The 12,082-nt window shown below is 70.0% G+C and carries 9 protein-coding genes and 1 tRNA gene; 2 read left to right on the plus strand and 8 right to left on the minus strand.

From position 1 onward, the window contains the following. Window positions 1–307: 307 nt before the first annotated feature. Window positions 308–1,081 (minus strand): transcriptional regulator, encoded by a 774-nt coding sequence (locus ACFRAR_RS13745; RefSeq protein ID WP_380698056.1) that lies wholly within the window; start codon window positions 1,079–1,081, stop codon window positions 308–310. 119 nt (window positions 1,082–1,200) lie between these two features. After that, window positions 1,201–1,273, minus strand: a tRNA-Leu gene (locus ACFRAR_RS13750). A 100-nt stretch (window positions 1,274–1,373) separates the two neighbouring features. Between ACFRAR_RS13750 and ACFRAR_RS13755 the strand changes: the two genes are divergently transcribed. Then, a complete protein-coding gene (locus ACFRAR_RS13755; protein WP_380698058.1) occupies window positions 1,374–2,030 on the plus strand; it encodes an ANTAR domain-containing response regulator in 657 nt (218 codons plus the stop codon). Between the two features lie 57 nt (window positions 2,031–2,087). Here the strand turns inward: ACFRAR_RS13755 and ACFRAR_RS13760 are convergent, their stop codons facing one another. The 6 genes from ACFRAR_RS13760 to ACFRAR_RS13785 all read right to left on the minus strand — a co-directional run bounded on the left by ACFRAR_RS13760 (window position 2,088) and on the right by ACFRAR_RS13785 (window position 9,061). Further along, window positions 2,088–2,804, minus strand: a complete 717-nt coding sequence (locus tag ACFRAR_RS13760; RefSeq protein ID WP_380698060.1) for an ABC transporter ATP-binding protein — start codon at window positions 2,802–2,804, stop codon at window positions 2,088–2,090. Beyond that, window positions 2,801–3,634 (minus strand): ABC transporter ATP-binding protein, encoded by an 834-nt coding sequence (locus ACFRAR_RS13765; protein WP_380698072.1) that lies wholly within the window; start codon window positions 3,632–3,634, stop codon window positions 2,801–2,803. Before ACFRAR_RS13765 ends, ACFRAR_RS13760 begins: the two co-directional genes overlap by 4 nt. 8 nt (window positions 3,635–3,642) lie before the next feature. Then, window positions 3,643–5,568 (minus strand): branched-chain amino acid ABC transporter permease, encoded by a 1,926-nt coding sequence (locus ACFRAR_RS13770; RefSeq protein WP_380698074.1) that lies wholly within the window; start codon window positions 5,566–5,568, stop codon window positions 3,643–3,645. Between the two features lie 5 nt (window positions 5,569–5,573). Next, window positions 5,574–6,503, minus strand: a complete 930-nt coding sequence (locus ACFRAR_RS13775) for a branched-chain amino acid ABC transporter permease (protein WP_380698062.1) — start codon at window positions 6,501–6,503, stop codon at window positions 5,574–5,576. Between the two features lie 134 nt (window positions 6,504–6,637). Next, window positions 6,638–7,861, minus strand: a complete 1,224-nt coding sequence (locus ACFRAR_RS13780) for an ABC transporter substrate-binding protein (protein ID WP_380698064.1) — start codon at window positions 7,859–7,861, stop codon at window positions 6,638–6,640. Window positions 7,862–8,536: 675 nt separating this feature from the next. Continuing rightward, complete coding sequence (locus ACFRAR_RS13785) at window positions 8,537–9,061, minus strand: PaaI family thioesterase (protein ID WP_380698066.1); 525 nt, start codon at window positions 9,059–9,061, stop codon at window positions 8,537–8,539. Window positions 9,062–9,301: 240 nt separating this feature from the next. Between ACFRAR_RS13785 and polA the strand changes: the two genes are divergently transcribed. Continuing rightward, the gene (polA, locus tag ACFRAR_RS13790) at window positions 9,302–11,986 is read left to right on the plus strand and encodes a DNA polymerase I (protein ID WP_380698076.1); all 2,685 of its coding nucleotides are present in this window, start codon (window positions 9,302–9,304) and stop codon (window positions 11,984–11,986) included. The last annotated feature ends 96 nt before the right edge of the window (window positions 11,987–12,082 follow it).

The following is a 12,082-nucleotide window of genomic DNA, read 5'->3' on the forward strand; positions in this document are numbered from 1 at the left end:
AAATCACGGCCGGCTCCCCCCCCGGCATGGGGGGCACCCCCACCCTCGCCCGGGTCCACCCCGTGGCCACCCGGGACGTCTGTGCCCCCCGGGGCCGGGGGGGCAACCCTGGTGTGGGGTAGGCCGCCCGGGTGCTGATGCGGGTGAGAATCAGCAGGACGAGCGATCACAGCCACACACTCTGGCGCGACCTCCGTGAGGAGGCCCTCAACCGTCCCGGTGCCGGTGCGGCCTACGAGGCCGCCCGAGCCCGCTTCGAACGCGAGGAGCAGCAGCGGGCGGAGGCACCCCGAGGACACCTGAACCGTCAGTATTTGGGCCCGATGTGGGCGTCCATGAGGGCGACGGAGTCCTTGCGGGCGATGGAGATGTTCGTGGCGCCGTTGGATCGAGAGGCCGCCTTCCACTGGACGCCGACGGCGTCGAGAGCGGTGGTGAAGAGGCCGACGATGTCGGTCGAGGTGTTGGTGAAGAAGTAGCGCGGGTACTCGTAGCGCTTCGTGACGCCGCCCACGGTGCGGGTCGTCCAGTTGGTCATGCGGCAGCCGTCGGAGTGGATCAGCCCGCGCAGGAACTCCCAGGGGTGGGCGTCCACGAGCTCCTGCTGCCAGGACGCGAGAGAAATCCGCCGCAGGTGCTTCGGCCCGGGGCCGTGCTGGGGAAAGAGGCAGGGCCAGTGCTTGCTGGTGCTGACGACGCTGACGCAGCCGGGTGCCTTCACCCGGTTGACCTTGTTGTGAGGCATGACGGCGGCGACGGCCCGCGCGCACTCGTCGATGAGACCGGGCCAAGTGCCGCAGCAGGCGATGCGAAGGGCGTAGACCTTGCGGCGGCCCTCGCTGATGCAGCCGTCGCCGAGATAGAGGCCGAGTAGGTAGGCGTAGTCGGCCGGCGGGCGCGAGGGATCGAGCCGGCCGCCGCGGACCGGGCATTCGGCCGTCATGCGCGGGCCGGGGACGGCACCGGATGCCCACTCACGGATCGTGTAGCGGGATATCCCGGTCGCGCGGCTGACCTGGCTGAAGGTCAGCCCAGAGGCGTGCAGATCGAGTGCTCGTTGGCGTGCGGCCATGTCGTACATGCGATCGAGCGTGTGCGAATCGCGTGGATGGATCTAGCGAATGCCGAGATCTTCATCCGAAGTAATGAAGATCGCCAACCATTAGGTTACCCTAAGTGGCTTAAGAATCGAAGGAAAAGTGCCCCGAGTGGGATTCGAACCCACGCTGTATGGTGTTTGAGACCATCGCCTCTCCCGCTGGGCTACCGGGGCGCCCATGGATTCGAAGGTTGAACTTCGGACCCGTTGGTCTCAAACATACCGTGTCTAGGTACCCTCGTGCATGCAGTACCCCGCCGGAACTAGGAGCCCCGTGAGCACCGCCGACGAGCAGGCGCAGCCGCTTGAGACCGATACGCCCCAGATCACCCGGATCGTGATCGCCGAGGACGAGGCGCTGATCCGTCTCGATCTGAAGGAGATGCTGGAGGAGGAGGGGTACACCGTCGTCGGGGAGGCCGGGGACGGGGAGACGGCGGTGCGGCTCGTGGAGGAGCTGAAGCCGGATCTGGCGATCTTCGATGTGAAGATGCCGGTGCTGGACGGGCTGTCGGCCGCCGAGCAGATCCACGAGAAGCACCTGGCGCCGGTGCTGATGCTGACGGCGTTCTCGCAGCGGGAGCTGGTGGACCGGGCGCGGGACGCGGGGGCGATGGCGTACATCGTCAAGCCGTTCTCGAAGTCGGATCTGGTGCCGGCGATCGAGATGGCGGTGTCGCGGTACGCCGAGATGCGGGCGCTGGAGAAGGAGATCGGGGATCTCAGTCAGCGGCTGGAGACCCGGAAGCTGGTGGACCGGGCGAAGGGTGTGCTCCAGACCAAGTTCGGGCTGAACGAGCCGGCGGCGTTCCGGTGGATCCAGAAGACCTCGATGGACCGGCGGATGACGATGGCGGCGGTGGCCGAGGCGGTCATCGAGGAGGGCGAGGCCCAGGACCGCAAGAAGGCGGAAGAGGGCGCGCCCGAATAGAGCGTGGGAAGGGCCCGGCAGAACGTTTCTGCCGGGCCCTTCCGCATGCGTACGGGCTCAGTCCTCGCCGAGGTAGGCCTTGCGGACGGACTCGTCGTGGAGGAGGTCGGCTCCCGTCCCGGAGAGGACGACGCGGCCGGTCTCCATGACGTAGCCGCGGTCGGAGAGCGAGAGCGCCGCCTGGGCGTTCTGCTCGACCAGGAGGATGGTCGTACCGGTCGACTTCAGTTCGACGATGGTGGACATGATCTTCTGCATCATCAGCGGCGAGAGCCCCATCGAGGGCTCGTCCAGCATGAGCAGCTTCGGCCGGGACATCAGCGCGCGCCCCATGGCGAGCATCTGCTGTTCGCCGCCGGAGAGGGTGCCCGCCGCCTGCCGGCGGCGTTCGCCGAGGATGGGGAACAGGCCGTAGGCCCGCTCGACGTCCGCGGCGATGCCGGGGGCGTCGGTGCGCAGGAAGGCGCCGAGGAGGAGGTTCTCCTCGATGGTCATCCGGGGGAAGATGTGCCGTCCCTCGGGGGAGTGGGCGAGGCCCAGCGCGACGATCTTGTGGGCGGGGACGGTCGCGAGGTCCCGGCCGTCGAAGGTGATGCGTCCGGCGGTGGGTTTGAGCAGGCCGGACAGGGTGCGCAGGGTGGTGGTCTTGCCGGCGCCGTTGGTGCCGATGAGGGTGGTGACCTCGCCCTGTTCGACGGTGAAGCTGATGCCCTTGACGGCTTCGATCTTGCCGTAGGCGACGCGGAGGTCCTCGACCTCGAGGAGTGCGGTCACTGGTCGGTCTCCGTAACGTCCTCCGGAAGGTTCTCCGGATCGGCCGGGGTGGCGCCTTCGAGCGGGGCGCCCAGGTAGGCGGTGATGACGCGTTCGTCGTTCTGGACGGTCTCGCGGTCGCCCTCGACGATCTTCTGGCCCTGGACGAGCACCGCGGTGCGGTCGCAGAGGTTGAAGATGAAGCGCATGTCGTGCTCGATGACGAGGACGGAGACGCCCTTGTCGCGGATCGCGAAGACGAGTTCCTCGGCGGCCCGGGTCTCCTGGGGGTTCATGCCGGCGGTGGGTTCGTCGAGGAGCAGCAGGCCGGGTTCGGAGGCGAGGGCGCGGGCGATCTCCAGCTTGCGCTGTTCGCCGTAGGGGAGGTTGCGGGCGAGGTGGTCGGCTTTCGCGGCGAGGCCGGTGAACTCCAGGAGTTCCATGGCCTTCTCGCGGCTCAGGGCTTCGGCGCGGTGGTAGCCGGGGCCGCGCAGGATGGCGGAGAAGATGCCTTCCCTGGTGCGGGTGTGCCGGCCGACGAGGACGTTCTCCAGGACGGTCATGTTGGCGAACAGCCGGATGTTCTGGAAGGTGCGGGCGACGCCGGCCTGGGTGACCAGGTGGGGTTTGGGGGGCAGCAGGGTGCCGCGGTAGCGGACGGTGCCTTCGGTGGGGACGTAGAGGCCGGTGAGGCAGTTGAAGAAGGTGGTCTTTCCGGCGCCGTTGGGGCCGATGAGACCGATGATCTCGCCTTCGCCGACGGTCAGGGAGACGTCGTTGACGGCGGTGAGGCCGCCGAAGCGCATGGTGACGCCGGTGACTTCGAGCAGGGGTGCGGCGGTGGTGGTCATCGGGTGGGTCACGCCCCTGCCTTGGTGAGTGCGGTCGGCTCGCCGGTGCCCTGGGCCGGGACGGCGGCCTCGTGGAACTCCAGCTGCCGGCGGCGGTTGGGGATGAGGCCTTCGGGGCGTACGCGCATCAGGATGATGAGGGCGGCGCCGAAGGCGAGGAGCTGGTAGTCGGCGAGGAATTCGAGCTTCTTCGGGATGAGGAAGAGCAGGGTGGCGCCGGCCAGCGGGCCGCTGATGGTGCCCATGCCGCCGAGGATGACGGCGGCGAGCAGGAAGGCGGAGTTCGGGGGGAGGGCTTCGGCGAAGGTGTACTGGTCGGGGGTGACGGTGTAGCTGACGTGGGCCTGGACGGTGCCGGCCAGGCCGGCGAGCAGGGCGCCGAGGGCGAAGGCGAGGAGTTTGAGGCGGAAGCCGTTGATGCCCATGGCTTCGGCGGCGGTCTCGTCCTCGCGGATGGCGACCCAGGCGCGGCCGATGCGGGAGTTGCCGACCCGGGCGAAGACCAGCACGACGAGGGCGGTGACCAGCAGCATCAGCAGGTAGTAGTTGGAGAAGCGGCCGAGTTCGACGCCGAGGACGGTGTGCGGGCTGCCGAGGTCGAAGCCGAAGATCTCCAGGTCGGGGATGCGCGGGATGCCGTTGGAGCCGTTGGTGACCTTGGGGCCGGTGGTGCCGTTGAGGTTGAGCATGGTGATGCGGAAGATCTCGCCGAAGCCGAGGGTGACGATGGCGAGGTAGTCGCCGCGCAGTCGCAGGGTGGGGGCGCCGATCAGGACGCCGAAGACCATGGAGACGACGGCGCCGGTGAGCATCGCGCCCCAGAACGGGAACTGGACGTGGATGGGCGAGGCGGGGGAGCCGGAGACCAGGGCGGCGGCGTAGGCGCCGACGCCGAGGAAGGCGACGTACCCGAGGTCGAGCAGGCCGGCCAGGCCGACGACGATGTTGAGGCCGAGGGCGACGGTGGCGAAGATCAGGATGTTGGTGGCGACGGAGGTGTACTGGTCGCTGGTCTGGGTGAAGGGGAAGCCGGCCGCGGCGGCGAAGGCGGCGCCGGTGGTGACCGGTCGGTGCTTGACGGTCAGGGCGCGCAGCCGGGCGATCAGGCCGGACCGGGTGAGGGCGGGGGCGGCGAGGGCGGCGAACAGCAGGTAGCCGGTGAAGAGTTCGCCGTACTCGGTGTCGATGCCGAAGGTGATCGCGAAGAGTCCGAGCCCGAAGGCGAGGACGATCAGGAGGATCTCGACCCAGGAGGGGAGCGCGCGGGGGGCGGCGAGCGGGTGGTCGGTGCGGCCCAGTCGCAGTGCGGTGTTGGCGAGGTGGCCGAGTTGGAGCAGCAGGACGGCGCCGGCCGCGATGGCGAGGCCGCCGGCCAGGGCGGTCATGACGGGGGCGACGGGCTTGTCGCCGGGGATGGCGTGGGCGCCGAACCAGACGAGCGGGGCGGCCGGGACGAGCAGGAAGAGCCGGTTGTCGAGGAGGCGCAGGGGGACGGCGGTGCGCCGGTCGAGGGGTAGGCCGAGGGCGCCGAGGGCGGTGACGAGGCCGCCCGCGGCGAGGAGCCAGCCGCCGGGTTCGAGGTTGGTGAGGCCGCCGAGTTCGCCGGCGATGGCGGTGACGGAGTAGGCGGCGACGGCGAGGGCGCCGGTGGCGGCGTAGAGGACGGCGTTGTTGCTGCGGGTGGGGGCGGTCCAGCGCAGGCCGGGGACGCCCTGGGCGCCGAGCAGCAGGAGGAGGGTGAGGAGGCCGGCGGCGAGGGCGAGCCATTGGAGGCCGGCGGGGGAGCCGTCGTAGGTGAGGTCGCCGGGGAAGTCGGAGGTCCAGGTCCAGTGGAGGGCGGCGGAGGCGGCGGTGGCGAGGGCGCCGAGCCCGGTGAGGGTTGCGGCGGCGCGGGCGGGCAGCGGGATGACCGGGGTGGTCTCGATGGTGGTCATGGTGGTCACGCCCTGTCCGTGACGCGCTCGCCGAGCAGGCCCTGGGGCCGGATCAGGAGGACGAGGATGAGGAGTACGAAGGCCCAGACGTCCTTCCAGGCGCCGCCTCCGAAGAGGTGCATGCCGGGCAGGTGCTGGATGTAGCCGGTGGCGAGGGCTTCGGCGAGGCCGAGGGCGACGCCGCCGAGCATGGCGCCGTAGATGTTGCCGATGCCGCCGAGGACGGCGGCGGTGAAGGCCTTGAGGCCGAGGATGAAGCCCATCCGGAAGTCGACCTGGCCGCTGCGCAGTCCGTAGGCGACGGCGGCGACGGCGGCGAACGCGGCGCCGATGGCGAAGGCCATGACGATGATGCGGTCGGTGTCGATGCCCATCAGCTTGGCGGTGTCGGGGTCCTGGCTGGTGGCCTGCATGGCGCGGCCGGAGCGGGTGCGGGTGACGAACCAGCCGAGGGCGAGCATGCACAGCGGGGCGGCGATGATCAGGAAGAGGTCGCTGCGCTGGATGGTGACGGAGCCGAGGTTGAACGGGTCGCCGGGGAGCTTGGGGAAGACCCGGGCCTTCTTGGCGTCGGGGTAGAAGGAGAAGACCAGTTGCTGGAGGAAGATGGACAGCCCGATCGCGGTGATCAGCGGGGCCAGCCGGGGGGCGTTGCGCAGGGGCCGGTAGGCGAAGCGCTCGGCGGCGACGGCGGTGAGGGTGGAGACCAGGATGCCGGCGATCAGCATGAGCGGCAGGGCCAGCCACAGGGTGGTGCCGCCGGGGAGGGCGAGGTAGGCGGTCAGGGCGCCGAAGCCGCCGACCATGACGATCTCGCCGTGGGCGAAGTTGATGAGCTGGACGATGCCGTAGACCATCGTGTAGCCGATCGCGACGAGCCCGTAGAGGGCTCCGAGGATCAGGCCGTTGGCCAGCTGCTGCGGTAGGTCGTGCACCGCTGGGCCTCCGTAGTGCGTTCGGGGGTGTCCGCTTGGGTGGTGGATGTGGGTGCGCGCGGGGGCACTCGTGGCGCCCCCGCGCGCTGTGGTGGTGGTGAAGTGGCGCTGGTGGAGCTGGTGGTGACGTGTTGTCAGCCCTTGAAGGTGCCGGACTTCTCCACGGCCCACTTGCCGTCCTTGGCGGTGTAGACGGTGAGCTGCTTGTTGGTGGTGTCGCCGAACTCGTCGAAGGAGACGGTGCCGGTGACGCCGGAGAAGGAGACCTTCTGGACGGCGTCGCGGACGTTCACCCGGGTGAGGTCCTTGCCGGCGGCCTTGGCGGCCTTGACCGCCTGGATGATGGCCCAGGCGCTGTCGTAGGAGTAGCCGCCGTAGGTCTCGTAGGCGTCCTTGTAGCCGGCCTTCTTGTAGTCGTCGATGAACTTCTTGGCGGTGTCGAGGCTTTCGATGGGCAGGCCGACGGCGGTGGCGAAGTCGCCCTGGCTCTTGGGGTTGAGCTTGAGGTAGTCGCCGCTCTGCATGCCGTCGCCGCCCATCAGGGGGATGGCGACGCCGGCTTCCTTGAGCTGGAGGGAGAGCGGGCCGGCTGCGGGGTACTCGCCGCCGTAGTAGACGGCTTCGGCGCCGGAGCTCCTGACCTTGGTGACGATGGCGGCGAAGTCGCGGTCGTCGGGGTTGACGTGCTCCTCGCCGGCGAGGGTGCCGCCGAGCTTGGTGAACTCGCCCTTGAAGGTGGCGGCGAGGCCCGCGCCGTAGGCCTTCTGGTCGTCGATGAGGAAGACCTTGGTCTTCTTGGCGTCGTTGTAGAGGAACTGGGCGGCGAAGGGGCCTTGGACGGCGTCGGTGGCGGCGGTGCGGAAGTAGGACTGGAAGGGGCGCTTCTTCACGCCGCTGGCCCACTTCTCGCCCTGGGTGAGGTCGACGCCGGTGTTGGCGGGGGAGACCTCGACCAGCTTGGCGTCGTCGAAGATCTGCTGCATCGACTGCGCGACACTGGTGTTGAGCGGGCCGACGACGCCGAGGACCTTGGCGTCGCCGACGAGCTGGGTGGCGTTCTGCTGGCCGGGGGCGGGCTTGCCGGTGTCGTCGAGGGCCTTGATCTCGAACTTGACGCCGGGGACCTCCTTGGTGTCGTTGGCCTGCTTGATCGCGAGGTCGACGGAGTTGCGGATGCCGAGTCCGAGGGCGGAGAGGTCGCCGGAGAGCGGGGCGTCGACGCCGATGACGACGGTGGTCGTGCCGGAGTCGGCGTTGCCGCCGTCGCCGCTCTTCTTCTCTCCGCGGGAGCCGCAGGCGCTGAGGGTGAGAGCGCCGATCACGGCAATGCTCACGACAAGTGCTGAACGATGACGCACGAGGGTCCCCTTCGGTTCAGGAGGCGCCCGCGCCTGAATGGCGGGAGCCGGAGTGCGCCGAGGGCCGGGCCCAATCGAATGGCGCGGTGACTGGGCGTGACTCTAGATGTCACTGGGCGGCTCGGGCAGTGGTGCGACCAGGCTGTGATTCTCTTGTTATGAGCACACGGATTATTTGTCTCAGCATGCGGTCGTTCTGGCTCGATCGATCCTGTGCTGTCGGGTTCTGACGTGCCATCAGTGGTGATGTAAGGCCCAGAAATGGGGGTTGCAGCTGGCATCTCCGACTATCGGACGCTGTTGTCCGGTGCCCTGGATCCGGTCTTGAGTGTCCGCATTGCGGACAGTGGGGATGCGGCGAGGTCGCTCCAGGGCTCCCATGAGCCTCGGAAGTGGCAATTGATCGGATTTCCTACTTGTTACGTAGCGTTACATACGCGGGTTCACGGCGCCCCGCGCCCCGGCGGCGCCCGGCCGCGGTCGGGCACGCGGCCGGACGTGCGGCCGGTGTGCGGCCGGTGTGCGGCCGGACATGTCGACGCCCCCTTGTTCAGACCAACGCCTGCCCAGGGTGGCGGATGGTCAAACAAGGGGGCGGAAAAGGGACTTGATGTTGTCAGGAGTGAACTCGCCGACTTTGTAAGGACGTTGTGGAGCTGCCGGAAGCGGGGCCGGTCAGAGGTCGCGCAGCATGCAGGTCAGCCGGCAGCTGGTGATGCGCCGGCCGGTGTCGTCGGTGATCGCGATCTCGTAGGTGGCGGCGGTGCGGCCCTTGAACACGGCCGTCGCCACCCCGGTCACCAGCCCGGAGGTGGCCGAGCGGTGGTGGGTCGCGTTGAGGTCCACGCCGACCGCGTACCGGCCGGGGCCGGCGTGCAGCATCGCCCCGATCGAGCCCAGCGTCTCGGCCAGCGCCGCCGAAGCGCCGCCGTGCAGCAGCCCGTACGGCTGCTGGTTGCCGTCCACCGGCATGGTGCCGACCACGCGGTCGCCGGAGGCCTCGACGATCCGGATGCCGAGCTTCTCGCCGAGGTGGCCGCCGGAGAAGGTCCCCGGGTTCACGCCGAGCTTGGCGAAGTGGTCCAGCACGTCCTGCGGGACGTTCAGGACGGGGACGCTGTCGGGGGCGGTTTCGGGGGCGCCGTCGTCGGCGGCGTCGGGGACGCCGGCGGGGGCGGTTTCGGGGGCCGCGTCGGTCATGGGGAGCTCCTGCCGCTCGGGGATCTGCCGCCTGTGATCGTACGACCGTCCTACTGGTAGGTAACAGCTTCGGCCGGACCGGCGCGGCGCCCCTTCTGCCGCGGCGTCCCTTTTGTCGGTGCCGGGCCATAGGATCGGTGGCCGGTAGTGGAATCGGCAGGAACGGACGTTGACGTGGCTACGCAGAGTACGGACAAGGGCGCGACGGGTGGCGGCGGGGCCGGCCCGCGGCCCCGGCTGATGCTGCTCGACGGGCACTCGATGGCCTACCGGGCCTTCTACGCCCTGCCCGTGGAGAACTTCAACACCTCCACCGGCCAGCCCACCAACGCGGTCTACGGCTTCGCCTCGATGCTCGCCAACACCGTCCGGGACGAACAGCCCACCCACCTCGCCGTCGCCTTCGACCTCTCCCGGCAGACGTTCCGCTCCGTCGAGTTCCCCGACTACAAGGCCAACCGGGCCAAGACGCCCGACGAGTTCCGCAGCCAGGTCGGCCTGATCGGCGAACTGCTCGACGCCATGCACATCCCCCGGCTGACGGCCGAGGGCTTCGAGGCCGACGACATCATCGCCACCCTGGCCACCGCCGCCGAGGCGGCCGGCTACGACGTCGACATCGTCACCGGCGACCGCGACTCGCTCCAGCTGGTCACCGACCACGTCACCGTGCTCTACCCGACCAAGGGCGTCTCCGAGCTCACCCGCTACACCCCGGAGAAGGTCGCCGAGAAGTACGGCGTCACCCCCCGCCAGTACCCGGACCTCGCCGCACTGCGCGGGGACCCGTCCGACAACCTGCCCGGCATCCCCGGCGTCGGCGAGAAGACCGCCGCCAAGTGGGTCAACCAGTTCGGCTCCTTCGACGAACTCGTCGCCCGCGCCGACGAGGTGAAGGGCAAGATCGGCGAGAAGCTGCGCGACCACCTCGACTCGGTCAAGCGCAACCGGGTGCTCACCGAGCTGGTCCGCGACGTCGAACTCCCGCTCGGCGTCACCGACCTGGAGCGCAAGCCGTTCGACAAGGGCGCCGTCGGCACCCTGATGGAGTCGCTGGAGTTCCGCAACGCCAACTTCCGCGACCGCGTCTTCGGCGTCGACCCGTCCACCGGCGAGGAGGACGCGGCCGAGCTGGCCCCCGGCGTCGACGTCGACGGCGAACTCCTCACCGACCCGGGCACCCTGGCCGCCTGGCTGGCCGAGCACGCCACCGACGGCAAGACCACCGTCGCCCTGGCCGCCGTCTACCAGTGGGCGCTCGGCACCGGCGAGGTCACCGAAGTCGCCCTCGCCGCCGGGGAGCAGGCGGCCTGGTTCGACCCGGCGCTGCTCGCCGAGGAGGACGAGCGGGCCTTCACCGACTGGCTCGCCGACGCCGCCGCCCCCAAGGCCCTGCACATCGCCAAGCAGGTCATGCGCGCCTTCGCCGAGCGCGGCTGGACCATCGCCGGCGTCGTCGCCGACACCGCGCTCGCCGCCTACCTGGAGAAGCCCGGCCGCCGCACCTTCACCCTGGAGGTGCTCGCCGAGGAGTACCTGGCCCGCTCGCTCACCCCGGCCCCCGCCACCGAGACCGGCCAACTCGCCTTCGACGCACCGGAGGAGGACGAGACGGCCGCGGCCCAGTCGCTGATGCTCCAGGCCCGCGCCGTCCTCGACCTCGCCGCGCTCTTCGACACCCGCCTCGCCGAGGTCGGCGCCGCCGGGCTGATGCACGACATGGAACTGCCGATCGCCGCCCTGCTGGCCCGGATGGAGCGCTACGGCATCGCCGCCGACCGCGAGTGGCTCACCGGACTGGAGGCCCAGTTCGCCGCCGAGATCCAGCGGGTGGTCGAGGAGGCCCACGCGGCCGCCGGGCACGAGTTCAACCTCGGCTCGCCCAAGCAGCTCCAGGAGATCCTCTTCGGCGAGCTGGCCCTCCCCAAGACCAAGAAGATCAAGACCGGCTACACCACCGACGCCGACGCGCTCACCTGGCTCGCCACCCAGACCGACAACGAACTGCCGGTCATCCTGCTGCGCCACCGCGACCAGGCCAAGCTGCGCACCACCGTCGAGGGCCTGCTCAAGACGGTCTCGCCCAAGGGCCGCATCCACACCACCTTCAACCAGATGGTCGCCGCCACCGGCCGGCTCTCCTCGCAGGACCCGAACCTGCAGAACATCCCGGTCCGCACCGAGGAGGGCCGGGCGATCCGCCGCGCCTTCGTGGTCGGCACGGGCTACGAGTCGCTGCTCACCGCCGACTACTCGCAGATCGAACTGCGGATCATGGCGCACCTGTCCGAGGACGAGGCACTGATCGAGGCCTTCCTCTCCGGCGAGGACCTGCACACCACCGTCGCCTCCCAGGTCTTCGAGGTCCCGGGCGCCGCGGTGGACGCCGAGATGCGCCGCAAGATCAAGGCGATGTCCTACGGCCTGGCGTACGGGCTGTCCGCGTACGGGCTCTCGCAGCAGCTCGGCATCAAGCCCGGCGAGGCCCAGGGCCTGATGGACACCTACTTCGAGCGCTTCGGCGGCGTGCGGGACTACCTGCACCGGGTCGTCGAGGAGGCGCGGGCGACGGGCTACACCGAGACGCTGCTCGGCCGCCGCCGCTACCTGCCGGACCTCAACAGCGACAACCGCCAGCGCCGCGAGATGGCCGAGCGGATGGCCCTCAACGCCCCCATCCAGGGCTCGGCCGCCGACATCGTCAAGATCGCCATGCTCCGGGTGGACGAGGCGCTGCGCACGGCCGGCCTCACCTCCCGGATGCTGCTCCAGGTGCACGACGAAATCGTGCTGGAGCTGGCCCCGGGCGAGCGCGAGAGGGTCGAGGCCCTCGTCCGCGAGCAGATGGCGGGCGCCTACCCGCTGCGCGCCCCGCTGGACGTCTCCGTCGGCGTCGGCCCCGACTGGGAGGCCGCGGCGCACTGACGCTTCCCGGCGCGGGGCCCGGGCCGGGGGGCGGGGGGGGGCGGCCCCCCCCCAACAGGCGCCCCCGGAGGGCGCAAGATCGGGGGGGGGCACACC

Source organism: Kitasatospora sp. NPDC056651, assembly GCF_042792155.1.
GTDB lineage: Bacteria > Actinomycetota > Actinomycetes > Streptomycetales > Streptomycetaceae > Kitasatospora.

What these genes read in the sequence shown, in the direction of transcription:
- ACFRAR_RS13765 (WP_380698072.1), bottom strand. Translation starts at nt 3,634, where the DNA reads ATGACCACCACCGCCGCACCCCTGCTCGAAGTCACCGGCGTCACCATG.
- ACFRAR_RS13745 (WP_380698056.1), bottom strand. Translation starts at nt 1,081, where the DNA reads ATGTACGACATGGCCGCACGCCAACGAGCACTCGATCTGCACGCCTCT.
- ACFRAR_RS13770 (WP_380698074.1), bottom strand. Translation starts at nt 5,568, where the DNA reads ATGACCACCATCGAGACCACCCCGGTCATCCCGCTGCCCGCCCGCGCC.
- ACFRAR_RS13785 (WP_380698066.1), bottom strand. Translation starts at nt 9,061, where the DNA reads ATGACCGACGCGGCCCCCGAAACCGCCCCCGCCGGCGTCCCCGACGCC.
- polA (WP_380698076.1), top strand. Translation starts at nt 9,302, where the DNA reads ATGCTGCTCGACGGGCACTCGATGGCCTACCGGGCCTTCTACGCCCTG.